The sequence below is a fragment of the Paraburkholderia sp. Tr-20389 genome, from assembly GCF_017104565.1.
In the GTDB taxonomy this organism is placed as follows: Bacteria; Pseudomonadota; Gammaproteobacteria; order Burkholderiales; family Burkholderiaceae; genus Paraburkholderia.
In genome coordinates, this window is sequence record NZ_JAAGPD010000061.1 from 21,040 (window position 1) to 46,724 (window position 25,685).

Consider the following 25,685-nt stretch of genomic DNA (forward strand, 5'->3'; position numbering starts at 1 on the left):
CGATAGAGTGGGTTGAACGGAACAGTTTAACGGCCCGCGCTCGCGCGGAATGCGTTGAAGCGCGAACGGAACGACGAGCCCGTCAGATACACGGGCGCGATGGTTTCGATGCTGGCGGGCTCGATATCGAGTTCGGGCGCGAGCGGCGCGCTCAGCACGGCATCGATTTTCATCGAGTCGAGATTGTCGCGCGACAGCACCGGTTCGCCGGGCGCGAGTTCGAACGACAGCGCCTGGAGACGCGCGAGCGAGTCGGGCAAGCGCATGATGCGCGCATGCTTGCCGATCACCTCGCCGCAATATTCGACGAGCGATTCGAGCGTATAGACGGAAGGACCGCCCAGTTCGTACGTGCGCCCCGTCGATGCGTCGAGATCCAGCACGTTCACGATCGCCTTCGCGACATCGCCGACAAAGATCGGCTGAAAGCGCGCGTCGGCTTTCGCGAGCGGAATGACGGGAAACATGCGCTGCAGAAACGCGAACTTGTTGAGGAACTGGTCCTCGGGACCGAACACGACGGAAGGTCGAAAGATCGTCGACGCCAGCATCGACGATGCGTGAACCGCCCGCTCGCCGTCGCCCTTCGAACGCAGATACATGCTCGGCCCGCGCGGATCGGCGCCGATCGCGCTGACGTGGATCAGCCGGTGCACGCCCTTGCCTTCGCAGGCGGAGACGATTTTCGTCGGCAATTCGACGTGCGCTTTCGCGAATTCTGGTCCATACGGATCGCCGCGACGCCCGTGCAGCACGCCGACCAGATTGACGACGGCATCCGCGCCCTCGACGAAACGCGCGAGCTGGATAGGATCGAACACATCGGTTTCGACGACGTCGATGGGAAGCAGCGTGAGGTGCCGCGCGTTATAGCGGCGGCGGGTGGCGATGCGCACCGTCTTGCCGATTTCGACGAGCGCATTGACGAGATGACTGCCGATAAAACCGGAACCGCCGATGACCGCGATGGTTTGATGTCGCATTTTTCGACTCCCTGATGGAAGCCGCGGCAACGGCTGAGGTTCGAATGCCGCCGCTTGCGTGAGGTGTCACGCGGCGGCGGCATGGCGCATCGTTACTGCAACGGCTGGATATAACCCAGACGCGCCTTCAGCGATTGCGGACGGCCTTCGAACAACGCCGCATAGTAGACCGTGTTGGACAGCACGTTCTTCACGTAGTCGCGCGTTTCCTGGAACGGAATCGCTTCCGCGAAAATCGCGCCTTCGACACCGCGCGGCAACGACGCGCGCCAGTTGCGCGGACGGCCCGGACCTGCGTTGTAACCCGCCGTGGCGAGCACGGCGGACCCGTCGAACTCATTGTAGATCATCGACAGATAGTTCGTGCCGAGCAGGATATTGGTGTTGATGTCGTTCATCTGCGCGCGCGAGATCGTGCCGAGACCGATCTTCTTCGCGACCAGTTGCGCCGTGCCCGGCATCAGCTGCATCAGGCCGCTCGCGCCGACTTCGGAGCGCGCATTCATGATGAAGCGGGACTCCTGACGGATCAGACCATAGGCCCATTCGACATCGAGCCCGTTCGACTGCGCGTCGCGCTCGACGATATCGCGGAACGGCGACAGGAAGCGCAGCGAGAAGTCGTGCTCGGTCTTCGTGCGATCGGCCGTGTTCACCGCGCGGTCATACAGTTCGATACGGCGCGCGTATTCGGCGACGGCGATCAGCTGACGGTCGGTCATGTTGCGCAGCGGCCAGTTCCATTCGCGGTTGCCTTCCAGCCGCAGATTCAGCTGATAGAACTTCTGTGCAAGCGCGAAGCCTGGCGTATTGCCCGCCTGTTGGACTTCGGCGTCCGTTACCGTGGTCTTCGGCGGCACGACCGTCTTCTGGCCGAGTTCTTCGCCGGCCAGCTGGCCGTAGAAGTTGTACTGCTGTGCGATCGACTCGAATTCCTGATTGGCCGTCGTGACGTCGCCCGCGGCCTTGATCGCGCGCGCGTGCCAGTAGGTCCACGCAGGCTGGCTGCGCAGCGACGGCGGCATCTGCTCGGTCGACCAGCGCACCATCGTCCAGTCGCCGGCGAGCAGCGCGACGCGCGTGCGCCATTCGTAAGCGGGCGTGGACAGCGGCGCATTCGCCGACAGGCGATACCAGTCGACGGCGCCCGGCATCTGCTTCGCAGCGGCCTGATAGGCAATCGTGCCCCAGCCGATCGCGCGTTCGGGCGACGTCAGCGAAGGCGCGACCGAGCCGAAGGTGGCGGCTGCCATGGCGGGATCGTTGCGGGCCATGCGCGTGATCGCGAGCAGCGCGAGCTGATGCGATTGCGGATCGGCACCGACGCCGCGCGCGAGCAGCAGCGGCGGCGTGTTCGCGGCCTGGTCGAACAGCGTCGGATCGGGACGGTTGTTGCCGAGCGCGTCGACGAGCTTCGTGCCCGTGCTGGTCTGATTCTGTTCATACGCGAGACGGATCTGCTGCCACACGTCGTCGGTGGTGAACTGCTGGTTGATCGCCAGCGAGGTGATCAGGTCGACGCAGCCGTCGCCGTAATAACGCGGCTCGACGAGCAGCGCGCGCGCTGCCTCGGTGACGTTCTCGCCCTTGGCCGCGCGAGATTCGAGCGCGTAGCACTTCACCTGGGTGTCGTCGTTCAGCACGAAGCGCGCGTATTGCTGGTCGAAGTTGCGCCAGTCGTGCCGCGCGCCGAGCACGACGAGGTAGTCGTTGCGCATGCGGTCGGCGATGGCCTGGCCGTCGTAGCGTTGCAGGAACGACAGCACGGGTGCGTCGGCTGCGTCGATGCGCGGGTGGCCCGAACCGTCGAACAGCTGCGGCTTCAACTGGAAATATTCCAGATACGCGGGCGCCGGGTAATCCGGGATCATGGCCGCGAGTTGCGCGGCGCGGCCTGCGTCGTTGTTGCGCGCTGCCTCGCGCAACTGCACGAAAATCTGGTCGTCGTTGGTGAGTTGGGAAAGCTGGATCGGCTTGACGGCGGAGGCCGTGCTGCACGCGACGAGTGCCGCCGCGGCGAGCGCCAGACTGGCCGCGCGATATACTCGGAAGAGGCGTTTGGACATCGTTATTTCTAGAGCGTTTCTGGAGCGCGAATTGAACTCAAGCATAGCATGCAACCCCGCGGCGAAATCGAAAAAGGAGCTGCGCGCAACACTGCTGGAAGCGCGGCTGCATGCGGCTCGCGAGGCAGCGAACAACGACGCGCTGAGCCGTCGAGTGCTTGATGTGTTAACGGTCCATGCGCCCGCAAGTGTAGGGTTGTATTGGCCGTTGTCGGGTGAATTCGACATCCGCGATGCGATTGCCGTCTGGCTTTCGGGCGATGGTTCGCGGCGCGCTGCCTTGCCCGTCATCACGGGGCGCGACAAGCCGCTCGAATTTCATGTGTGGACGCCGGATATGCCGATGCAGGTCGGGGCTCATCGGATTCATGAGCCGACATCCGGCGAGGTCATCGTGCCTGATTTGCTTTTTGTGCCGTGTGTCGGGTTTGATGCCGATCGGTATCGGCTTGGATACGGTGGCGGGTACTACGACCGTACGCTCGCTGCGTTTCGTAATGCCGGTGGCACGGTGCCCGTGACCGTGGGTGTTGCGTATGAAGCGTGTCGTACAGATTCTCTTGCGCGTGAGGCGCATGATATTCCGCTCGATGTTGTCATTACTGATACTCGGGCGTATCGCGCGCCGGCTGGTTCGGAGTAGGCGGGTTGGGTTTCTTCGCTGGCATCCGCGATTTGGTGTTGGTCGTTCATGCGTTGCCCCTGTGCGGGGCGGCACTTACTTTCTTTGCCGCCGCAAAGAAAGTAAGCAAAGAAAGCGGGCTCACACCGCCAATCCTTGTTTTTGCCTGCGGGCCCCCACCAGTTCTTACGCTCCACGCGGCAACGTGCTTGTTCGCGCCCGTTGCCAGCGTGCTAACTCACGCATCACCCGCTTCACACTCCCGCGTCATTGATCGCGTTACCAGAAGTCGACCGCCACCCAGGTGGCAAACTGTGTGCAGGCCGTCGCGATGGAAGTGCACCACTCCGGACTGAAAACCGGGATCGGTGTCGTAGGATCGCCAACGCATGCGATGCGACAACCTACACACAGTTTGCCACCTGGGCGGCGCGGACGATTCGCTGACGCTGGCTGCCTGCGGGTGATTGGAGTGGGTGATGCGCCGGTTCAGTGCGTTGGCAACGGGCACGAAACAACGTGTTGCTGCAAGAAGGACGGGGACGATGGGGCTCCTGGGCAATTACACGGGCTGGCGGTGTTAGCGGCTTTCTTTTGCCTACTTTTCTTTGCCGCGGCAAAGAAAAGTAGGTGCCGCCCCGCACAGGGGCAACGCATGAAGTACGAAGGCATCGCGCGGATGCCAGCGAGCGAAAAAACGGCGACGCCGCGCCGCAGGCAAGAACCCACTACAAAGAAGCAGCCGCCCGCGCAGCGGTGTCATACATCCCAGAAGCATTCCGCATCAACTGCGCCGCCTCCCCGATCTGCTCATTGGTGAGCCCGCTCTCCTTCAACGTCGCGATCAGACAATTCTCCCTCACCTCGCGATACTTCATGCACAGGTCGCGCCCCGCCTGCGTCGCGGAAAAGAACACCTCCTTGCCGGTCTTTTCGCTTTTTACATACCCTCTAGCTACGAGCTTCTTGAGCGCGTACGTCGCAACGTGCGTGTCCTCGATGTTCAGCACGAAACAAATGTCGGCAATCTTCTTGCGCCGCTCACGATGACTCACATGGTGCAGCAGCGACACCTCGATCGCCGTCATGTCCTTGTCACCAGCCGCCGCCATGCAACGGACCATCCAGCGGTTGAATGCGTTGCTCGCCATGATCAATCCATATTCCAGTTCAGACAATTCCGCACTGAACTCAGAAACAAGATGCTCCGATGAGACGATTTTGGTCGGATGGCGCGCCATGATGATTTTTCTTGGGGAAGCGTGATGGTTGAGCGAAGTGTACGACTTCCATCAGACGCGGGCGAGCCTGGGGACATCGCTTATTGATAAATTGTCGATATTTTATTGAGAATGTACGCTAACCTATCGCGAGAGATCGGCAGGCATTTTCGGATGTATGCGGCTTCTCGCCCCCACCCAGGAACGTGACATCAACCCGCGATGACTGAAGCTCGCATCTTCCCCCTCGGCGACACCGCCCTCGTCTGCGAGGCGCCGCCGCCTGCCACGCTCGATTGCCAGCGCCGCGTGTGGTCGGCCGCGCAGGCCGCGCGCGACTGGCCGCACGTGCTCGAAGTCGTGCCGGGCATGAACAACCTGACCGTGATCTTCGACCCGCTCGAAGCCGATCCCGACGACCTGTCGGCAAGGCTCAAGGCAGCGTGGGACGGCGCCAGCGCCGCGCCCGCCGAAGGCCGCGAAGTCGAGATTCCCGTGCAGTACGGCGGCCAGTACGGCCCGGACCTCAAGGCGGTCGCCGATCACACCGGCCTCACCGTGAACGAAGTCGTCGAGCGCCATGCGGGCGGCCACTACGTCGTGTTCTTTCTCGGCTTCCAGCCCGGCTTCGCCTACATGGGCGGGCTCGAAGAAGCGCTGCACACGCCGCGCCGCAGCGAGCCGCGGCTCGAAGTGCCCGCCGGCTCGGTCGGCATCGGCGGCGCACAGACGGGCATCTATCCGGCGACGTCGCCGGGCGGCTGGCAACTGATCGGCCGCACGGCGCAGAAGCTCTTCGATCCGTCGCGCAATCCGCCCACTCTCCTGCAACCGGGCGATCGCGTCCGCTTCACCATCGCGGGGCTGCACGCATGATCGACGTGATACGCGCGGGTCTTCTGACCACGATCCAGGATCTCGGCCGGCACGGTCACCGGCATCTCGGCGTCGCGATGGGCGGCGCGCTCGACCGGCTGTCGCTCGAAGTCGGCAACCGGCTGGTCGGCAACCGGCCCGATGCCGCCGGGCTCGAAATCACCTTCGGCCCGACCGTGCTGCGCTTTCCGCGCGCGACGCGCGTCGCGATTACGGGCACAGACTTCGGCGCGACACTCGACGGCAAGCCCGTCTATTCGTACTGGAGCCTGCCCGTGAAGGCCGGCCAGGAGCTGACCCTGAACGCAGCCAAACGCGGCATGCGCGGCTACGTGTGCATCGCGGGCGGCATCGACGTGCTGCCGATGCTCGGCTCTCGCAGCACCGATCTGCAAGCGGGCTTCGGCGGACTCGGCGGCCGCGCGCTGCGCGACGGCGACCGGCTGCCGATCGGCGCGCCGCGTACGGGCGCGGGGTCCGGCTTTTCGCCCGATGCGCCCGAGTTCGGCGTGAAAGCGCCTGCGTGGTGCAAGTTCGTGCTCGTCGACGAACCCGTGCGGCGCGGCCGGCATCCGTCGGGCGTCGCGTGGGCGCCGCCCATTCGCGTGCTGACCGGCCCCGAGTACGACACGTTCACGCCCGACGCACACGAAACCTTCTGGAACGACGAATGGCTCGTCACACCGAACAGCAACCGCATGGGCTACCGGCTGTCAGGCACGGAACTGAAGCGCACGCAAAAGACGGATCTGCTCTCGCACGCGGTGATGCCCGGCACGATCCAGGTGCCGCCGAACGGCCAGCCGATCATCCTGATGAGCGACGCGCAGACCACGGGCGGCTATCCGAAGATCGGCGCGGTGATTCACGCGGATCTGTGGAAGCTCGCGCAGGTGCGCCTGAACGGCGCCGTGCGCTTCATTCCGACCACGCCGTACGAGGCGCGTCAGGCGCTGATCGAAGAACGCAAGTACCTGCGGCAGATCGACGCCGCAATCGGCATGCATGAAGAACGCTGCGCGCGCGATGCCGCGTCCGCAGCGGTGTAAGACCAACGAGGACATCATGGAAATCGACTTGAACGCCGATCTCGGCGAAGGATGCGGCTCCGACGAGGCGCTGCTCGATCTCGTCAGCTCGGCGAATATCGCGTGCGGCTGGCATGCAGGCGGACCGAACGCGATGCGCGAATGCGTGCGCTGGGCCGTGGAGAAAGGCGTGTCGATCGGCGCGCATCCGAGCTTCAACGACCCGGAAAACTTCGGCCGCAAGGAAATGGATTTGCCTGCGGGCGAGATCTACGCCGGCGTGCTGTATCAGCTCGGCGCGCTGTCGGCGATCGCCCAGGCGGAAGGCGGCCGCATCGCGCACGTCAAGCCGCACGGCGCGCTCTACAACCAGGCCGCGCGCGACCCGAACATCGCCGACGCGATCGTCTCCGCCGTGCATGACTTCGATCCGTCAGTAGCCGTGTTCGCGCTCGCGAACAGCGGACTCGTCACGGCGGCGCGCAACGTGGGGCTCGTCGCGATCGAGGAAGTGTTCGCCGATCGTGGCTATCGCGCCGACGGCTCGCTCGTGCCGCGCAAAGAGCCGGGCGCGCTGCTCGACGACGAAGACGAGGTGCTCGCCCGCACGCTCACGATGGTGCGCGAGCAGCGCGTGCAAGCCGTGAGCGGCGAATGGGTGCCGCTCAACGCGCAGACCATTTGCCTGCACGGCGACGGCCCGCATGCGCTCGCGTTCGCGCGCCGCATCCGCAACGCGCTCGAAGCAGCGGGGATCGGCGTACACGCGGCCAACGCAGCGCGCGCCTGATTCGCGCAGCCGGTCAAGCAGCAGTCGACGCCCCGCTTTTGCGGGGCGTTTGCCAAAAGCAACACAGATAGTTGCCAACGGCTTTTTGACGCATCAGAAGTTCGGCAGTACGCCATGCAGCATCGCAGTACCCGCAGCAACGACAGGGCAGTGCGCGAGGCGGCCACAGAAGCCGCACGCAACGAGGGCAACCGGGCCGACACGCATCGCCCGGCTTCATAAAGTTCGCCGCCACGAGCGGTGTCCCAATGCAGGACCACCTCTGGAGATCTAGATGCAGTCAACCGTCAACCTATGGCCGCTCATTGGAGTCGCGGTCATCATCATCGGGTTCGTATTGCGCTTCAACCCGATGCTGATCGTGGCCGCCGCAGCCGTCATCACCGCGCTCGCCGCACACTTTCCGCCGGACAAAATCCTCGCCGCGATCGGCAGCGGCTTCATCAAGACGCGCAACATTCCCCTCATCATCCTGCTGCCGCTCGCGGTGATCGGCTTGCTCGAACGGCACGGGCTGCGCGAGCGTGCGCAGGCGTGGATCGGGAACATCAAGGCCGCGACGGCCGGGCGTCTGCTGATCGTCTATCTGCTCGTGCGCGAGTTGACCGCGGCCGTCGGCCTGACGGGTCTCGGCGGCCATCCGCAGATGGTGCGTCCGCTGATCGCGCCGATGGCGGAAGGCGCCACGCAGACGCGCTTCGGCAAGCTCACCGATAGCGTGCGCTACAAGCTGCGCGCGTTCTCTGCGGCAACCGACAACGTCGGCCTGTTCTTCGGCGAGGACATCTTCGTCGCGTTCGGCGCGATCGTGTTGATGGTCACGTTCCTGAAGGAAGCGGGCATCACCGTCGAGCCGATGCACGTCGCCGTGTGGGGCATCCCGACCGCCATCTGCGCGTTCCTGATTCACGGCTTCCGGCTCTACCTGCTCGATCGCAAGCTCGAACGCGAACTGGGCGGCAATTCCGCGCAACAGACGGCCGCGAACATCAATAACAACACGACGGGCAAGCCCGCGACGACGGGAGACGAAGCATGACGCTCACCATCAACTATCTGTTCTGGCTGGTCGGCATCGTGCTGCTGGTGATCGGCGGCATGATCGTCATCGATAAAGACCATCCGCGCCGCTTCACGGCGGGCGGCTTCTGGATCATCTACGCGCTGGTCTTTCTGATCGGCGACAAGCTGCCCCTCGAACTCGTCGGCGCGCTCGTCATCCTGATGGCGCTGATCGCCGGCTTCGGCGGCGTGACGGCGGCGAAGCCGAAGGTGCTGTCCGAAGCGGCGCGCAAGGCGAGCGCCGACCGCCTGCGCAACAAGCTCTTCGTCCCCGCGCTGACGATTCCCGTCGTCACCGTGATCGTCACGCTGACGGCCAGCCATCTGGTGTTCGGCGGCACGGCGCTGATCGAGCAGAAGAACGTCACGCTGATCGGCTTCGGCATCGGCTGCGTGATCGCGCTGGCGTTCGCGTGCGTGATGACTCGCGACACCGTCGGCCAGTCGATGAAGGAAGCGCGGCGTCTCGTCGACGCGCTGTCGTGGGCCGCCGTGCTGCCGCAGATGCTGGGCATGCTCGGCCTCGTGTTCTCGGACGCGGGCGTCGGCAAGGCCGTCGCCCACGTGACGACGGCATACATCAGCCTCGATTACCGGCTGATCGCCGTGGCCGTCTACTGCATCGGCATGGCGCTCTTCACGATGGTGATGGGCAACGGCTTCGCGGCGTTCCCGGTGATGACGGGCGGCGTCGGCGTGCCGATCCTCGTCAACGTCTTTCACGGCAACCCGGCCGTGATGGTCGCGATCGGCATGTTCTCCGGCTACTGCGGCACGCTGATGACGCCGATGGCCGCGAACTTCAACATGGTGCCCGCTGCACTGCTCGAACTGCCCGACAAGAACGCGGTGATCAAGGTGCAGATTCCGACGGCACTCACGCTGCTCGTCGTCAATATCTTCCTGCTCAACTTCCTGATGTTCCTGTAGCACGGGGCGCGCCGATCCAGCGTGCGGGCGTTTCGCGACAGCCTGTTTTCAAGACTCGCGATCCGTCCGTACGCCGCGTTTGAAAAGGCGCGCCGCCCTTTTTAGGATGCATCTGATAGTTTGGCCGAAGCCCCGGACCTAACCTGTGGATGTCCCGTCGTCCACAGTCCGGCGCAGCAACGAATATGCGCCGGCTCTTTCGAGAGTCTGGAGAGCATCATCATGCAAGCGCAGTCCGCCATCCCCGCTGTCCCTGCCGTTCCCTCGCCTTCCCCCGCCGTTCACATCGTTCCCGTCACGCTCGCGTTCGCGCTCGAAGCGCATCGCGCGTGGCGCCTGCACGAAGCCGAATCGCTGTACCGCGAAGCACTCGCCATCTGCCCCGGCCATCCGCACGCGCTGCATGGCTACGGCGTGCTGTTGCATCAGCGCGGCCAACATGCCGAAGCGCTCGACTACATCGACCTGTCGCTCGAACTCGAACCGGACAATGCGGAGTGCTGGAACGATCGTGGTTTCGTTGCCGACGCTCTCGGCGACAAGGCGCTGGCGTTGCGTTGCTACCGCGTGTCGCTGGCCCTCGATCCGCGTTCGCCCGATGCGCACAACAACATCGCGGTTGCGCTCGAAGCGCAAGGCAAGCTCGACGAAGCGGTGCATCACTATCGCGAGGCGCTGAAGATCGACCCGACGCTCGCCGACGTGCATCTGAATCTCGGCTCGGCACTCGACCGCCTGATGAAGTTCGACGATGCCGACGAGCACTATCGCGCGCTGCTGTCGCTGAATGCGCGCACGGTCAATGTCCGTCTGAAGATGAACGGCGCGCCGGTCCGTCAATAAGGCTCGACCACGAACCCTCGCTGCCGCAACAACTGCAGCACGCCCTTCTGCCCGCCCAGATGCAACGCGCCGATCGCGACGAACACGGGCTTGTTCGGCGCCGCGATCGCCAGCATCCGGTTGACGAAGCGCCGGTTGCGATCAAAGACGATCTTGTTGTCGACCTGCGCGGAAACGCGCTGGTCACGTGCGAGTTTTTCCGACTTCGCCGTGTCCCACGCGGCAATCGCATCGGCGTCGCCGACGCGCCATAAGCGGTGCAAGGTCCGCACATCGGCGACGTTTTCAGCGGGCGTCTGCACGAGATCCTGCGCGAGCATTTCGCGCTGCTGTGCGAGCGTGAGGCCCGTGAACGCACGCATCTGTTCGGAGAGCCGCTCCAGTCCGACCACCTTGCCCTTCTGCCGCAGATACACGTTCTGCAATTGCGCTTCCGTGCCGTACTCGGTTTGCAGGCCGGCGGAGAGGGAATCGTAGGTTTCGACCAGCAACGCGGCGAGCCACGGCCGCATCTTGCGGATTTCGTCGAGCGCGGCGGGATTGCTGCGCAGACGCGTCTCCAGCTTGTGCCACAAAGGCTCCGGCAGCAGCTTCGGCAGACATTGATATGAACAGACGCCGTACTTCGACACGTCGTCCTGTGAGACGAGCAGATCGTCGGGCGACAGTTCGAGCGCGAGCGTCGGCGATGCGGCCAACGCACCGAGAATCGGCGCACGAAACGGATGATCCGGCGGATAGTCGTTCGGATCGCCGACATGCAGCGTGCCGAGCAGATAGATGGTGGTTTTGCCGCGTGTCGCGACATAGAACGGCATACGCGCCGGTTGCGTGCGCACCGGACCGCTCGCCGTCGTGCCGCTGGCGTAGGAAGGCGGCGGATTGAAACCGGGTAGCGTCGCGCGCGGCTGCGACGAATCGCGCGGCACGGGCACGGCCGGACGCCCGACCTGATTGGCCTGCGCAGCTTGCACCGGCGTGTTCGCTGCGGCGCCCGCGGCGTGCGCGGGCGCGATCACATCGAAGAGATGCAACGGGCATTGCGCCGCCGCGACCAGTGCCGCGCCCATCAGGACGCGCGCAATCCGCCGACAGCATGACGCAATGCGTGCGCCGCCCGCATGCATCGCATGCAGACGACGCGCGTGACGGCGCGCGGGATCACGCGCCGTCACCCCATCATGCATTCGTGTCTTCTCCCACCTCCTCGGCGCGATGACACGAGACCTGACGACCATCCACTTCACGTAGCTTCGGCTCTTCCTTGCGGCAACGGTCGATAGCATACGGGCAACGCTGATGGAACGTACAGCCCGACGGCGGATTCAGCGGCGACGGCATTTCGCCTTGCAGCTTGATCTGGATGCGGCGATCGGCTTCGAAGATCGACGGCGTCGCCGACATCAGCGCCCGCGTGTACGGGTGGCGCGGCTTGCTGTAGATGCGCTTCTTGTCGCCGAGTTCGGCAATGCTGCCGAAGTACATCACCATCACGTCGTCCGCCACGTGCTCGACCACCGACAGGTTGTGCGAGATGAACACGTAGCTCGTCTTGAACTCGTCCTGCAGGTCCATGAACAGGTTCAGGATCTGCGCCTGGATCGACACGTCCAGTGCGGAGACGGGCTCGTCGGCGACGACGATCTGCGGATCGAGAATCATCGCGCGCGCAATCGCCACACGCTGACGCTGACCGCCCGAGAACATATGCGGATAACGCTTCGCATGCTCGGGTCGCAGGCCGACGACGCGCATCATGTGCGCGATCCGTTCGACGCGTTCGCTCGCGCTCAGTTGCGTGTTGATCGCGAGCGGCTCGCCCAGCGTCTGCTCGACGGTCTTGCGCGGATTCAGCGACGCAAACGGGTTCTGGAACACCATCTGCACGCGGCGGCGCAGTTGCGCGATCTTCTCGTGGCTCGCGCCCGCCACGTCTTCGCCGTCGATCAGAAGACGGCCCGACGAGGGCGATTCGATCATCGTCAGCTGACGCGCGAGCGTCGATTTGCCGCAGCCGGACTCGCCGACCACGGCGAGCGTCTTGCCGCGCTCCAGCTGAAACGACACGCCGTTCAGCGCCTTCACGGTGCCGTGGCCGAACATGCCGCGCTTCACGTCATAGTGACGCGCGAGGTTGTCGGCGACCAGCACGTAGTCATTCGCGGAGCGCCGCGTTTCGGGTACTGCATTCATCGTGCGCCTCCGTGTTGAATGGCATCGCGAACCAGGTTCAGCGGCTTGATGCAGCGAACCTGGGCTGCGGCGTCGTGATCGGCCAGCGGCGAGAGCGCGGGCCGCGCCTTGTTGCAGTCGTCGACGACGTACTTGCAGCGCGGCGCGAACAGACAGCCTTTCGGACGGTCGTCGCGCCCCGGAACCATGCCCGGCAGCGCGGACAGCCGCACCGCGCCGACGTTGTGCTCGGGAATCGCCGCCAGCAGCGCTTCCGTGTACGGATGATGCGGCGCGGTGAAGATGTCGGGCACGCGGTTCGTTTCGATGACCTCGCCCGCGTACATCACGGCCACGCGCTGCGCGACTTCCGACACGACGGCCAGATCGTGCGAGATCAGTACGAGCGCCATGCCGCGCTCCTTCTGCAACTGAACCAGCAGTTGCATGATCTGCGCCTGAATGGTCACGTCGAGCGCGGTGGTCGGCTCGTCGGCGATCAGCAGCTTCGGGTTGCACGCGACAGCCATCGCGATCATCACGCGCTGGTTCATGCCGCCCGACATCTGATGCGGGAACGTGTCGATGCGGTTCTTCGCGTCAGGAATGCCGACCTGATCGAGCAGTTCGAGCGCGCGTTTGTTCAGCGTGTCGCCGCGCAGTCCTTCGTGCAGTTTCAGCACTTCCTTGATCTGATAGCCGACGGTGTAGCTCGGGTTCAGACTCGTCAGCGCGTCCTGAAACACCATCGCGACGTCTTTGCCGATGATCTTGCGGCGCGCTTTTGACGACGCGTTCAGCAGATCCTTACCGTCGAACGTGACTTCGTCGGCCGTGACCTTGCCGGGTGCGTCGATCAGGCCCATCAGCGCCATCATCGTCACGCTCTTGCCCGAGCCCGATTCGCCGACGACGCCGACCACTTCGCCCGGCGCCACGTTCAGATTGATTCGATCCACGGCGGGCAGGCCGCCGAAGTTCACCGCAAGATTGCGGATGGTCAATAGGTTACCGTTGCTCATGTCAGGCCAGCCGTTTGAGTTTCGGGTCGAGTGCGTCGCGCAGCCCGTCGCCGAGCAGGTTGATCGAGAGCACCGAGATCAGGATGGCGAGACCGGGCATGGTGACGATCCACCATGCGCTGTCGATGTAGTCGCGTGCCGACGCGAGCATCGCGCCCCACTCCGCCGACGGCGGTTGCACGCCGAGGCCGAGGAAGCCGAGTGCGGCAGCATCGAGAATCGCCGACGAAAAGCCGAGCGTGGCCTGCACGATCAGCGGCGCCGTGCAGTTCGGCAGCACTTGCGAGAACATCAGGCGCGCCGTGCCGGCACCCGCGACGCGCGAGGCCATCACATATTCCTTGTGCAGCTCGCCGAGCGCCGACGCGCGCGTCAGACGCACATAACCCGGCAGCGCGACGATCGCGATCGCGAGCATGGTATTCACCAGACCCGGACCGATGATCGCAACGACAGCCACCGCGAGCAGCAGCGACGGCAGCGCGAGCAGCACGTCCATGATGCGCATGATCGGCGTGTCGGCCCACTTCTCGAAGAAGGCGGCGATGAGGCCGAGCACGATGCCGGGAATCAGCGCGAGGATCACCGACACGAAGCCGATCCAGAACGACAGACGCGCGCCGTACATCAGGCGCGAGAGGATGTCGCGGCCCGCTTCGTCGGTGCCGAGGACGAATTTCCAGTTGCCGCCGTCGAGCCAGGCGGGCGGGATCTTCACGGAATCGCGGTATTGCTCGATCGGGCTGTGCGGCGCGATCAGCGGCGCGAAGATCGCGACGACGATCAGCACCAGCACGATGAGGCCCGCGGCGACCGCACCGCGATTGCGCGAGAAGTTGGACCAGAATTCACGGGCGGCAAGTGCGCGGCCGCTTGGCGGCGTCACTGCCTGGGGAACGGTATTTTGGATGTCAGCCATCATGCCTCCCGCCGGGCCGCCTCAAGGGAGGCATGCGCCCCCTTGGGGGGAAGCGAACAAATGTGAGCGTGGGGGTACATATTCCATTTACCTCGTATGGCGAATGCGTGGGTTGAGCACGCCGTACAGCAAGTCGACGACGAGGTTCACGACGATCACGAGCGTCGCGATCATCAGGATACCGCCCTGCACGACGGGATAGTCGCGCCGGCCGATCGCATCGATCAGCCATTTGCCGATGCCCGGCCATGAGAACAGGGTCTCCGTCAGCACCGCGCCCGCAAGCAGCGTGCCGACCTGCAGACCGATCACGGTCACGACGGGGATCAGCGCATTGCGCAGCGCATGCACGACGATTACGCGTCCCGGCGACAGGCCCTTCGCGCGCGCCGTGCGGATGTAGTCCTCGCGCAGCACTTCGAGCATCGACGAACGCGTCATCCGCGCGACCACCGCGAGCGGAATCGTGCCGAGCACGATCGACGGCAGGATCAGATGCGACAGCGCCGAGCGGAACGAGCCTTCGTCCGTGCCGGGCAGCAGCGAGTCGATCAGCAGGAAGCCGGTCACGTGCGGAATGTCGTATTCGACGGCGATGCGGCCCGACACGGGCGTCCAGCCGAGCTTCGACGAGAAGAACATGATGAGGATCAAACCCCACCAGAAGATCGGCATCGAGTAGCCGGTCAGCGCCGTGCCCATCACGCCGTGATCGACGACGGAGCCGCGCCGCAGCGCAGCGAACACGCCCGCCGGCAGCCCGACGATCAACGCGAACAGCATCGCGCAGATCGACAGTTCGACGGTGGCGGGGAAACGGGCCAGGAATTCGTCCATCACACTGGTGTTGGTGATGATCGACGTGCCGAGGTTCCCCTGCAGCGCATGGCCGACGTAATGGAGGTACTGGATGGGCAGCGGTTCGTCGAGTCCGAGCCGATGCATCGCGGCTGCGTGCATGGCGGGGTCGACGCCGCGCTCGCCCATCATCACTTCGATGGGGTCGCCCGGAATCAGGTGAATAAGCGCGAACGCGAGGATCGTGATACCGATGAAAGTCGGTATGACCATCCCGATGCGGCGCAAAACGAATCGGAACATGGTTCGTCCCTATGGTCTTGGTGAGAAAAAACGCAACCGGCGACGAGGGCTCGTGACCCCGGTCGCCGGACCATTTCGACCAGTCTTCTAACCGAACGAAAAGCGTACTGCGTCTGGGACGCAGCGGGCAACAAAACCCGCCGCATCGTGAGATTTACTTCATGCTCACGCCGTCGAAGCGCGCGTAGCCCAGCGGCTCGATACGCATATCGACGACCTTCTTGCTCACCGGCTGATACACCGTCGAGTGAGCAATCGGCGAGAACGGCAGCTGCTGCGCGAAGATCTGCTGCGCCTGCACGTAGGCCTTCGTGCGATCTGCCTGGCCCGTCGTTTCGCGGCCCTTCTTCACCAGATCGTCGAACGGCTTGTAGCACCACTTCGAGAAGTTGTTGCCGTTCACCGCGTCGCAGCCGAGCAGCGTGCCGAGCCAGTTGTCCGGGTCGCCGTTGTCGCCCGTCCAGCCGATCAGCATCGTGTCGTCTTCACCCGCGTGCGCGCGCTTGATGTACTCACCCCATTCGTACGTGACGATCTTCGCCTTCACGCCGATCTTGGCCCAGTCGGCCTGGATCATTTCGGCCATCAGCTTGCCGTTCGGGTTGTACGCGCGCTGCACGGGCATCGCCCACAGCGTGATGTCGAAACCGTTCGGGAACCCAGCCTTGGCAAGCAGCGCCTTGGCCTTCTCCGGATCGTACGACGGCATCTTCAGGTTCTTGTCATACGACCATTGCGTCGGCGGCATCGGGTTCGTCGCGGCCTGGCCTGCACCTTGATAAACGGAGTCGATGATCGCCTTCTTGTTGATCGCCATGTCGAGCGCCTGACGCACTTCGAGCTTGTCGACCGGCTTGTGCTGGACGTTGTACGACAGGTAGCCCAGGTTGAAGCCCGGCTGCGACGGCATGTCGATGCTCGAATCGGCCTTCAGCGGCGCGATGTCGGCGGGACGCGGATAGCTCATCACCTGGCATTCGCCGGCCTTGAGCTTCTGTACGCGCACGCCGGCATCCGGCGTGATCGAGAAGATCAGCTTCGAAATCTTGACGGTGTTCGGCTTCCAGTAATCCGGATTGCCGTCGAAACGGATCGTCGCGTCCTTCGTGTAGCTGCGGAAGATGAACGGGCCCGTGCCGACCGGCTTCTGGTTGATGTCGGCAGCCTTGCCGTCCTTCATCAGCGAGTCTGCGTATTCAGCCGACAGGACCGACGCGTATTCCATTGCCAGGTTCTGGATGAACGGCGCGTTGACTTCCTTCAGCGTGAACTTGACCGTGTACGGGTCGACCTTTTCGACCTTGTCGATCAGCTTGTCGAGGCCCATGTCGGTGAAGTACGGGAACTGCACCGGATACGCCTTGCGGAACGGCTGGTTCGGATCCAGCATGCGCTGGAACGTGAACACGACGTCGTCCGCGTTGAATTCGCGAGTCGGCTTGAACCAGGCGGTCGTGTGGAATTTGACGCCGTGGCGCAGATGGAACGTGTACGTCTTGCCGTCCGGCGAGACATCCCACTTCTCTGCGAGGCCCGGCTCGACCTTCGTGCCGCCGCGTTCGAATTCGACGAGGCGGTTATAAACCGTGAACGTGTTGGCCGTGAAATCCACGCCCGTGGTGTACTGCGCCGGATCAAAGCCCGCGGGGCTGCCTTCCGAGCAGTAAACGAGGGTCTTGTTCGGGATATCGGCGGCGTTTGCCAGTTGGGTCCCCGCCATCGATGCCGCTGCCGTCGCGACTAGCATCGTGAGCCGTGCCGCGCGCAACAGTTTGTTTTGCTTCATGTTTCCTCCAGGATCGGCGCCGGCAAAAACCAGCGTAGCGCGATATTACTGAGCTTTGCCAGGGGCCGCAATTGGAGGAAATTAACTTTGTTAAGTAGACGAACCCGCTGTAAAGGACGCTGCCGCGCCCGACGCGGCAGCTGTCCCGAATTTCAGCGAGTTTGGAACCAGAAGCGGCCAGTTGGCTACTTCAGGCCGACGTTCCAGAACTGGGTCGGGCCAAACGGGTCGATCTTGAACCCCGTGATGGCCTTGGACAGCGGCTGGTATACCGTCGAATGTGCAATCGGCGTGAAAGGTACTTGCTGCTTGAAGATCTGCTGCGCCTCGGTGTAGTCCTTGGTGCGCACGGACATATCGGTGGTACTGCGCGCCTGCTTGATAAGGTCGTCGAAAGGTTTGTAGCACCATTTGGAAAAATTGCTGCCGTTCACCGCGTCGCAGCCGAGCAACACGCCGAGCCAGTTGTCCGGGTCGCCGTAGTCGCCTGTCCAGCCGATCAGCATCGCCTCGTGCTCGCCGCTGTGCGCGCGACGGATGTACTCGCCCCACTCGTAGGTGACGATCTTCGTGTTCACGCCGATCTTCGCCCAGTCTGCCTGCAGCATTTCGGCCATCAGGCGCGCGTTCGGGTTGTAAGGCCGCGAAACGGGCATCGCCCACAGTGTCAGGTCGAAGCCGTCCGGGTAGCCGGCCTCCTTGAGCAGCGCCTTCGCCTTGTCGACGTCATAGGGTGCGTCTTTCAGGCTCTTGTCATAGCCCCATTGCGTGGGCGGCATCGGGTTGGTCGCCGCCTGGCCCGCGCCCTGATACACCGAGTCGATGATCGCCTTCTTGTTCACGGACATATCGAGCGCGCGGCGCACGAGCACGTTGTCGAGCGGCTTCTTGCTGGTGTTGTACGCGATGAAACCCAGATTGAAGCCCACCTGATGCGGCAGCGCGAGCGACGTGTCCGACTGGATCTGCGGAATGTCGGCGGGCTTCGGATAGCTCATTACCTGGCATTCGTTGCGTTTGAGCTTCTGCAGACGCACGGACGGATCGACGGTAATCGCGAAGATCAGCTTGCTCACCTTCACGATGCCGGGCTTCCAGTAGTCCGGGTTGCCGTCGAAGCGGATCGTCGCGTCCTTCGTATAGCTGCGGAAAATGAACGGCCCGGTGCCGACGGGAAACTGATTGATATCGGCAGCCTTGCCCGCCTTCAGCAACTGGTCGCCATATTCGGCTGACAGGATCGATGCGAACGGCATCGCGATCTGCTGCAGGAACGGCGCGTCCACTTCCTTCAGCGTGAAGCGCACGGTGTACGGATCAAGCGCCTCGACCTTGCTGATGTTCTTCGCCAGCCCGAGATCGTTGAAGTACGGGAACGGCACGTTGTACGCCTTGCGGAACGGGTGCTCCGGATCGAGCATGCGCGTATAGGTGAATACGACATCGTCCGCGTTGAAGTCGCGCGTCGGCTTGAAGAACGACGTCGTGTGGAACTTCACGCCGTGGCGCAGATGAAACGTGTATTGCAGGCCGTCGCTCGATACTTCCCACTTCTCGGCGAGGCCCGGCTCGATGTCGGTACTGCCGTGACCGAATTCGACCAGCCGGTTATAGACGGTGTACGAGCCTGCGCTGAACTCAACGCTGGTCGTGTACTGCGCGGTGTCGAATCCTGCGGGACTGCCTTCGGAACAGAAGATGATCGTCTTGTCGGGCAGCGACGCCGCGGCGCTCAGGTTGGGCGCGATGCACGCCGCCACGATGGCGACGGCGGACAGGACGGGCAAACAGGACTTGCGGACTGCAGACAGCGTCGATGACATTGGCATGTTGTTCTCCGCGAGGCAGCTGGGTCGAGTGCCTTTGGATCATAGTCAGCCAATATTCAGATTCAATATGGGTTTTCACCCCGCTTGCGTGACAGCGCAATGACATGCAAGGCGGCGAGTGCGTCTGCAACGACCGCCGTGCAGACAACGAAGCGCACAATAAAAAAGCGGCGCACGCTTGCGCGTACACCGCTTTTCGCTGCCGCAACTGGAACGTCAGACGCCCAGCCGCTCGCAGATCGCTTTCGATGCGGCCGCACCGTTGAGCGTATAGAAATGCAGGCCCGGTACTTTTGCATCGACAAGACGGCGGCACAGGTTCGTCACCACGTCGAGACCGAACGCACGGATCGACTCGCGGTCGTCGCCGAAGCTTTCGAGCCGGCGCGCGACCCAGCGCGGCACTTCCGCGCCGCACATTTCGGAGAAGCGCATCAGTTGCGAGAAGTTCGTGATCGGCATGATGCCCGGCACGATGGGCACATCGACGCCCAGCTTGTGCGCATCCTCGACGAAGCGGAAATAGGCATCCGCATTGAAGAAGTACTGCGTGATCGCCGAATTGGCGCCCGCCTTCACCTTGCGCGCGAAGTTCTCGAGATCGTGCTTCGGCGAACGCGATTGCGGATGGTACTCGGGATACGCCGCGACTTCGATGCAAAACCAGTCGCCGAATTCAGCGCGAATGAAGCTCACCAGTTCCGACGCATAGCGCAACTCGCCGACCTCGCCCATGCCCGACGGCAGATCGCCGCGCAGCGCGACGATATGACGGATGCCATGCGAGCGGTACTCGTTGAGAATCGCTCGCAGGCTTTCCTTCGACGAGCCGATGCACGACAGGTGCGGCGCGGCTTCGAGGCCGTCCTTCGCCATGTCGAGCACGGTGTCGAGCGTGCCTTGCTGGGTCGAACCGCCGGCGCCGAACGTGACGGACACGAACTTGGGCTTGAGCGGCAGAAGCTGCGCGCGCGTCGCACGCAGCTTATCGAGCCCTTCCTGCGTCTTCGGCGGGAAGAATTCGAATGAGAGTTCGATGGGGTTCATGATCCTGTGGGCAACCCGTCAGCCGATGCTGCGGTTGCCGAAGATGAGCGCGGACAACAGCCACGAAACGATGCTGTACAGGATCGAGCCGAAGAACGCCGACCAGAAACCCGACACTTCGAAGCCCTTCAGCAGCGATGCGCACAGCCAGAAGCACAGCGCGTTCACCACCAGAATGAAGAGCCCGAGCGTGAGTATCGTGACGGGCAACGTCAGCAGGATCAGCACCGGCCGCAGGACGGCATTGATGAGCCCGAGCACGAGCGCGACGATCAGCGCAGTGCCGAAACTGCGGATGTGGATCGACGGCACGAGGTACGTGATGATCAGCAGCGCAAGCGCGTTGATCAACCAGGTCAGCAATATGGTCATGGACAGCTCCTGATCGCCTGTAAGCGTGAAGTCCGGATTGAACTCGAAGGGCACGCATGAAGCATCACCCGATGCAATGCTTCACATCGGCTGCGTGCTTCATCCGATGCGGGCGTACGCCGTGGCATGCGCCCGCATCCTCGATGCCGCCTGATTGCGGATTAGTAACGGTAGTGGTTCGGCTTGAACGGACCGTTCTTGTCGACGCCGATGTAGCCCGCCTGTTCCGAAGTCAGTTCCGTCAGGTTCGCGCCGATACGCGCGAGGTGCAGGCGCGCGACCTTCTCGTCGAGCTGCTTCGGCAGAACATAAACCTTGTTCTCGTACTTGCTGCCTTCGACGAACAGTTCGATCTGCGCGAGCGTCTGGTTCGTGAACGAGTTCGACATCACGAACGACGGGTGGCCCGTCGCGCAGCCCAGGTTCACGAGGCGGCCTTCAGCCAGCAGGATCACGCGCTTGCCGTCCGGGAAGATGATGTGGTCGACTTGCGGCTTGATGTTTTCCCACGTGTACTGGCGCGTCGAAGCAACGTCGATTTCCGAATCGAAGTGACCGATGTTGCAGACGATCGCGTTGTGGCGCATCGCCTTCATGTGATCGTGGCCGATCACATGGTAGTTGCCCGTTGCCGTCACGAAGATGTCGGCCTTGTCGGCGGCGTATTCCATCGTCACGACGCGGTAGCCTTCCATCGCGGCTTGCAGCGCGCAGATCGGATCGATTTCCGTGACCCACACGGTCGCGCCCAGACCGCGCAGCGATTGCGCGCAGCCCTTGCCCACATCGCCGTAACCTGCAACCACTGCGATCTTGCCGGCGATCATCACGTCCGTCGCGCGCTTGATGCCGTCGACCAGCGATTCGCGGCAGCCGTACAGGTTGTCGAACTTCGACTTCGTGACCGAGTCGTTCACGTTGATCGCGGGGAACGGCAGACGGCCTTCCTTCTCCATCTGATACAGGCGATGCACGCCCGTCGTCGTTTCTTCCGTGACGCCCTTGATATGCGCGAGACGCGTCGAGTACCACACCGGGTCTGCGTCGAGATGCTTCGCAATCGACTTGTACAGCGCGACTTCTTCTTCGTTGGTCGGCTTCGAGATGACCGAGCGATCCTTCTCGGCCTTCGAACCGAGGATCAGCAGCAGCGTTGCGTCGCCGCCGTCATCGAGGATCATGTTCGCGAATTCGCCGTTCGGCCATTCGAAGATGCGGTGCGAGAACTCCCAGTACTCGTCGAGCGATTCGCCCTTGAATGCGAACACGGGCGTGCCGCCCTGCGCGATTGCGGCAGCGGCGTGGTCCTGCGTCGAGAAGATGTTGCACGATGCCCAGCGGACGTCGGCGCCAAGCGCCGTCAGCGTCTCGATCAGCACGCCCGTTTGAATCGTCATGTGCAGGGAGCCGGCGATGCGCGCGCCCTTCAGCGGTTGCTGGCTCTTGTATTCTTCGCGCGTTTGCATGAGACCGGGCATTTCGGTCTCGGCGATGGTGAGTTCCTTGCGCCCCCAGTCGGCCAGCGACATGTCGGCAACAATGTAATCTTGGGAATCGATAACTGCGGCGTTCATCACGCCCTCCTTTCTAAAAAAGACTAGAAATGTGACGTGAGCGCCGTTCGATGCGGTTGGTTTGTTAGCGCGGCGCGCGTCCAATCCTTCCGATTGAAAGCCTTCGAGCCTGGCGGGCCGAACCCGTCGCAACGCTCCTCGAAGACGAACGGCGATTGTAGCAAAACGAGATGGCGAACGGGTACGGCGATTCCGCGCTATGCCGATTGATTCGGCGCGATTCAGGTGGCCGGTTGCGCGCTCAAATGCGGCGCGAGTTCGGCGTCGCGCAATTCCCTGACGGCGTCATAGGCCTGACGCACGAAGCGCCACGACGCTTCGCGCGTGGAGTCGACGAGTTCCGCCGACGCGTCGAGCATGCCCATCGCAATGCGGAAGTACCGCTCGGCATGGATGTTCGGGTGATAGTGCATGCGCACGCGCTTGCAGTCGTCGAGCCGCGGATTGCCGAAGATATTCAGCAGCGCGAGCGAAAACGCGCCGTCTTCGCCGCCGTGGCGCCGGAACACGTCATCGAGCGGAAAGCCTCCGAATGCCGCGTAGAGCGACCGCCTGATCACGAGGCTGCTCGGTACCGTGTTGCTCAGCGTCGCCGCGTGGTCCTTGAATTGCGGATGGGATGTGATGTCGGCGGGAAAACCGCAATACTCGACGTCGAAGCGGATCGACGGCTGACGCGGACGCTCGCGCAGAAACAGGGCGGCCGCAGCGAGCGCGCCAGGCAGATATTCGTCGTCTGCGTCGATAAAGGCGAGCAGCGGATGCCGCGCATGCATCGCGCCCCAGTTCCGCGCGCGCGACGCGCCGCCGTTATATGGCATGTGCAGCAGTTCGATGTGCGGATAGCGCTGCGCGAATTGCGCGGCGATGTCGCGTGAAGCGTCCTGCGAACCGTCGTCGACCACGACGATCTGCGCCGCCTCCGGTTGTGCGACGCAGCTTTCCAGCGTGCGGGCCAGCGTGTGTTCAGCGTTGTAGCAGGGAATGATGACGGAGATGGGATGCATCGCCTGAACCGCCCTCGGAGTGAATAACGCCGGCGATCATAAGGCGGACGCGCCGCCATTCATCCCAAAATAGTCGCAGTCGAGCGCGGGGTCAAAGCGCGACGCATCAAAGCGCGCTGCGTCAAAGCGGCAGCATGCTCAACAGGGGCGCGAGCAGCACCATCACGACGCCGGCGATCATCATTGTCAGACTCGCGACCACGCCCTCTTCGCTGCCCAGTTCGCGTGCCTTCGCCGTACCGACGCCATGCGCCGCGGCGCCGAACAGCGCACCACGGGCAAGCCGCGTACGCAGCGGCACGAGCGCCAGCACGAGTTCGCCGAACAGCATGCCGCACACGCCCGTCGCGATCACGAACAGCGCGGTCAGATCCTTCGGCGCGTGGATCTTGTCGGACACGGCGAGCGCGAACGGCGTCGACACCGAGCGTGTCATCAGGCTGCGCTGCAGTTCCGGCGACAGATGCAACAGCTTCGACAGCGCGAGCGAACCGCCCACCGCGACGACGATGCCGACCGTCACGCCGACGGTGAGCGAGATCCAGTGCCGCTTGAGCAGCTCACGGTATTCGTAGATGGGCACCGCGAACGCGACCGTGGCGGGACCGAGCAGCCACATCAGCCAGCGCGTGTCCTGAAAGTAGACGGCATACGGAATCCGCGCGACGACGACGATCGCGGCCAGCACCGCGGGCACGGCCAGCAGCGGCGTCAGCCACGGCGAGCGGAAGCGCGCGTACAGCGCCTTTGACGCGAAATAGAGCGCCACCGTCAGCACGAAGCAGCCAGCGGCGATGAGCCGGGAAGCGTCGTCGGCGAAAAGGGACGAGTAGAAGGCGCTCATGAACGGAACGGTCCGAAAGTGGATTTACAGAAAGTTGCGGCTGGCAGCACGGCGCTCGACGGGCGCACGCTGAACCATCACGCGGCGCAGCGCGAGGCGGCGTTCGAGCCGCGCGGCCTGTTCGACGGCAAATGCGACGGCTACCATCACCATCAGCGTGCCCGCGACCACGACGAGCGCGAGGCGCCAGCCGTCTTCGCGGAACAGGCCGCCGTACTGGACGGCCGCGACGGCAGCGGGAATGAAGAACAGCAGCATGTCCGACAGCAGCCAGTCGGCGCCCGCCTTCACCCAGCGCGGCGCAACGCCGCCGCAGAACAGCAGCGCGAGCAGCGCTACCAGGCCCACGACGCCGCCCGGCACGGGCAGACCGAACCGGCGGACGATGAAATCGGCGGCGAACCAGACCCCGGCGATGGCCGCGCTCTGCACGGCAATCCGGCCGATCTTCGCGACGGGCGACGTCGCATCGAGGCGGATGGAGGCGGCGAGACGGGCGATCAGGGGCGAGATCATGGCAAACCCTAGGTGACTTTTAGATGAGATTCAGTATAGGGTGCAGTGCACCATAAATATAATGACTTAGAATTATTCGCTTCATTCCAAATTGGAATTTCAAGGGTTACGAACATGGAACTGCGTGCGCTTCGCTATTTCGTCGAGGTAGTACGGCAGCAGAGCTTCACCGTTGCGGCCGAGCAGATGTTCGTCACGCAGCCGACCATCAGCAAAATGGTGAAGTCGCTGGAAGATGAAATCGGCTCGCCGCTCCTGCTGCGCGACGGTCGACAGATGGTGCTGACAGACGCCGGCCGCATCGTCTATCAGCGCGGGCAGGAAGTGCTCGCCGCCTACGGGCAGTTGCAGGCGGAACTGAACGATCTCGACAAGCTGGGGCGCGGCGAACTGACAATCGGCATTCCGCCGATGGGCGGCTCGCTCTTCACACCCGCAATCGCCGCATTCCGGCAGCGTTATCCGAAAGTGGAGCTGAAGCTGTTCGAGCAGGGCTCGAAGGCGATCGAGGCCGCGCTGGTTGCGGGCGAACTGGAACTCGGCGGCGTCCTTCAGCCCGTCGACGAGCTGATCGACGTGCTGCCGATGACCCGCCAGGTGCTCTGGCTCGTCGCGCGTCACGGCTCGCGCTGGGATGCGCTGCAGGAAGTGCCGCTCGCCGATCTTGCGCAGGAACCGTTCGTGTTCTACGGCGAGAGTCTCGCGCTGAACGACGTCGTGCTGACGGCGTGCCGCACGGCGGGTTTCGCGCCGACTATCGTCGGGCGCAGCGGACACTGGGATTTCATGGCGGCGCTGGTGCTGGCGGGTGTCGGCATTGCGCTGTTGCCCGCGCCGTATTGCCGGCGGCTCGGCGCCGAGCAGTTCACGTGCCGGCCCGTCGTCGCGCCGGAAATTCCGTGGGAAATGGCGATCGGCTGGCGGCGCAACGGCTATCTGTCGCATGCGGCGCGCGCGTGGCTCGAAGTCGCGCGCGAGACGCTACCGGGACTGAGCACCGACAACTTCACGCACCCACCTACTTTCGATCTTCCCGCGGCGTCGCCTGGTCGCGCGACGCCGCCGCTGAAATGAAA

Annotated in this window: 24 protein-coding genes and 1 riboswitch; of the genes, 8 read left to right on the forward strand and 16 right to left on the reverse strand. The window is 63.6% G+C overall.

The features are described 5' to 3' along the window. Positions 1-26 precede the first annotated feature (26 nt). Both G3N95_RS36565 and G3N95_RS36570 read right to left on the reverse strand, forming a co-directional pair. On the reverse strand, positions 27-983 hold the full coding sequence (locus G3N95_RS36565; RefSeq protein WP_205974950.1) for a complex I NDUFA9 subunit family protein: 957 nt from the start codon (positions 981-983) through the stop codon (positions 27-29). 92 nt (positions 984-1,075) lie between these two features. Further along, entirely contained in the window at positions 1,076-3,049 is a 1,974-nt protein-coding gene (locus G3N95_RS36570) for a lytic transglycosylase domain-containing protein (protein WP_205974951.1), read from the reverse strand. Positions 3,050-3,080: 31 nt separating this feature from the next. On the opposite strand from G3N95_RS36570, the gene G3N95_RS36575 reads away from it, so the two are divergent. Then, complete coding sequence (locus G3N95_RS36575; protein ID WP_205974982.1) at positions 3,081-3,692, forward strand: 5-formyltetrahydrofolate cyclo-ligase; 612 nt, start codon at positions 3,081-3,083, stop codon at positions 3,690-3,692. Between the two features lie 707 nt (positions 3,693-4,399). Here the strand turns inward: G3N95_RS36575 and G3N95_RS36580 are convergent. Beyond that, on the reverse strand, positions 4,400-4,912 hold the full coding sequence (locus G3N95_RS36580; RefSeq protein WP_012402253.1) for a winged helix DNA-binding protein: 513 nt from the start codon (positions 4,910-4,912) through the stop codon (positions 4,400-4,402). Between the two features lie 201 nt (positions 4,913-5,113). Between G3N95_RS36580 and pxpB the strand changes: the two genes are divergently transcribed. The 6 genes from pxpB to G3N95_RS36610 all read left to right on the forward strand — a co-directional run bounded on the left by pxpB (position 5,114) and on the right by G3N95_RS36610 (position 10,420). Then, complete coding sequence (pxpB, locus tag G3N95_RS36585; protein WP_205974952.1) at positions 5,114-5,767, forward strand: 5-oxoprolinase subunit PxpB; 654 nt, start codon at positions 5,114-5,116, stop codon at positions 5,765-5,767. Beyond that, positions 5,764-6,816 (forward strand): biotin-dependent carboxyltransferase family protein, encoded by a 1,053-nt coding sequence (locus tag G3N95_RS36590; protein ID WP_205974953.1) that lies wholly within the window; start codon positions 5,764-5,766, stop codon positions 6,814-6,816. The genes pxpB and G3N95_RS36590 overlap by 4 nt, the downstream gene beginning before the upstream one ends. A 16-nt stretch (positions 6,817-6,832) precedes the next feature. Beyond that, the gene (gene pxpA, locus G3N95_RS36595; RefSeq protein ID WP_205974954.1) at positions 6,833-7,585 is read left to right on the forward strand and encodes a 5-oxoprolinase subunit PxpA; all 753 of its coding nucleotides are present in this window, start codon (positions 6,833-6,835) and stop codon (positions 7,583-7,585) included. Positions 7,586-7,859: 274 nt separating this feature from the next. Continuing rightward, positions 7,860-8,624 (forward strand): DUF969 domain-containing protein, encoded by a 765-nt coding sequence (locus G3N95_RS36600; protein ID WP_205974955.1) that lies wholly within the window; start codon positions 7,860-7,862, stop codon positions 8,622-8,624. Then, a complete protein-coding gene (locus tag G3N95_RS36605) occupies positions 8,621-9,577 on the forward strand; it encodes a DUF979 domain-containing protein (protein WP_205974956.1) in 957 nt (318 codons plus the stop codon). The genes G3N95_RS36600 and G3N95_RS36605 overlap by 4 nt, the downstream gene beginning before the upstream one ends. A 222-nt stretch (positions 9,578-9,799) precedes the next feature. Further along, on the forward strand, positions 9,800-10,420 hold the full coding sequence (locus G3N95_RS36610) for a tetratricopeptide repeat protein (RefSeq protein WP_205974957.1): 621 nt from the start codon (positions 9,800-9,802) through the stop codon (positions 10,418-10,420). On the opposite strand, the gene G3N95_RS36615 is transcribed toward G3N95_RS36610, so the two are convergent. The 13 genes from G3N95_RS36615 to G3N95_RS36675 all read right to left on the reverse strand — a co-directional run bounded on the left by G3N95_RS36615 (position 10,414) and on the right by G3N95_RS36675 (position 24,609). Further along, positions 10,414-11,607 (reverse strand): TraB/GumN family protein, encoded by a 1,194-nt coding sequence (locus tag G3N95_RS36615; protein WP_205974958.1) that lies wholly within the window; start codon positions 11,605-11,607, stop codon positions 10,414-10,416. The genes G3N95_RS36610 and G3N95_RS36615 overlap by 7 nt on opposite strands. Next, positions 11,600-12,613 carry a peptide ABC transporter ATP-binding protein gene (locus G3N95_RS36620; protein WP_205974959.1) on the reverse strand — a complete coding sequence of 338 codons (1,014 nt, stop codon included), beginning with the start codon at positions 12,611-12,613 and terminating at the stop codon, positions 11,600-11,602. The genes G3N95_RS36615 and G3N95_RS36620 overlap by 8 nt, the downstream gene beginning before the upstream one ends. Next, the gene (locus G3N95_RS36625; RefSeq protein WP_205974960.1) at positions 12,610-13,614 is read right to left on the reverse strand and encodes an ABC transporter ATP-binding protein; all 1,005 of its coding nucleotides are present in this window, start codon (positions 13,612-13,614) and stop codon (positions 12,610-12,612) included. The genes G3N95_RS36620 and G3N95_RS36625 overlap by 4 nt, the downstream gene beginning before the upstream one ends. 1 nt (position 13,615) lies before the next feature. Beyond that, positions 13,616-14,533, reverse strand: a complete 918-nt coding sequence (locus G3N95_RS36630) for an ABC transporter permease subunit (protein ID WP_205974961.1) — start codon at positions 14,531-14,533, stop codon at positions 13,616-13,618. An 87-nt stretch (positions 14,534-14,620) separates the two neighbouring features. Continuing rightward, entirely contained in the window at positions 14,621-15,634 is a 1,014-nt protein-coding gene (locus G3N95_RS36635; RefSeq protein ID WP_028367403.1) for an ABC transporter permease subunit, read from the reverse strand. Between the two features lie 154 nt (positions 15,635-15,788). After that, entirely contained in the window at positions 15,789-17,420 is a 1,632-nt protein-coding gene (locus G3N95_RS36640) for an ABC transporter substrate-binding protein (RefSeq protein ID WP_205974962.1), read from the reverse strand. Positions 17,421-17,605: 185 nt separating this feature from the next. Further along, entirely contained in the window at positions 17,606-19,249 is a 1,644-nt protein-coding gene (locus tag G3N95_RS36645) for an ABC transporter substrate-binding protein (protein ID WP_205974963.1), read from the reverse strand. Positions 19,250-19,465: 216 nt separating this feature from the next. Further along, positions 19,466-20,296: a methylenetetrahydrofolate reductase [NAD(P)H] gene (gene metF / locus G3N95_RS36650; protein WP_205974964.1), complete on the reverse strand. Its 831-nt coding sequence runs from the start codon at positions 20,294-20,296 to the stop codon at positions 19,466-19,468. Between the two features lie 18 nt (positions 20,297-20,314). After that, positions 20,315-20,668, reverse strand: a complete 354-nt coding sequence (locus tag G3N95_RS36655) for a phage holin family protein (protein WP_205974965.1) — start codon at positions 20,666-20,668, stop codon at positions 20,315-20,317. A gap of 161 nt (positions 20,669-20,829) precedes the next feature. Then, positions 20,830-22,242, reverse strand: coding sequence for an adenosylhomocysteinase (gene ahcY / locus G3N95_RS36660; protein WP_205974966.1), 1,413 nt, complete (start codon positions 22,240-22,242; stop codon positions 20,830-20,832). A gap of 31 nt (positions 22,243-22,273) precedes the next feature. Then, positions 22,274-22,388: riboswitch (S-adenosyl-L-homocysteine riboswitch) on the reverse strand. A gap of 75 nt (positions 22,389-22,463) precedes the next feature. Beyond that, positions 22,464-23,249: a glycosyltransferase family 2 protein gene (locus G3N95_RS36665; protein WP_205974967.1), complete on the reverse strand. Its 786-nt coding sequence runs from the start codon at positions 23,247-23,249 to the stop codon at positions 22,464-22,466. Positions 23,250-23,370: 121 nt separating this feature from the next. After that, positions 23,371-24,093 (reverse strand): LrgB family protein, encoded by a 723-nt coding sequence (locus G3N95_RS36670; protein WP_205974968.1) that lies wholly within the window; start codon positions 24,091-24,093, stop codon positions 23,371-23,373. Between the two features lie 24 nt (positions 24,094-24,117). After that, positions 24,118-24,609 (reverse strand): CidA/LrgA family protein, encoded by a 492-nt coding sequence (locus G3N95_RS36675; protein ID WP_205974969.1) that lies wholly within the window; start codon positions 24,607-24,609, stop codon positions 24,118-24,120. Between the two features lie 114 nt (positions 24,610-24,723). Between G3N95_RS36675 and G3N95_RS36680 the strand changes: the two genes are divergently transcribed. Further along, complete coding sequence (locus G3N95_RS36680; protein ID WP_205974970.1) at positions 24,724-25,683, forward strand: LysR family transcriptional regulator; 960 nt, start codon at positions 24,724-24,726, stop codon at positions 25,681-25,683. The last annotated feature ends 2 nt before the right edge of the window (positions 25,684-25,685 follow it).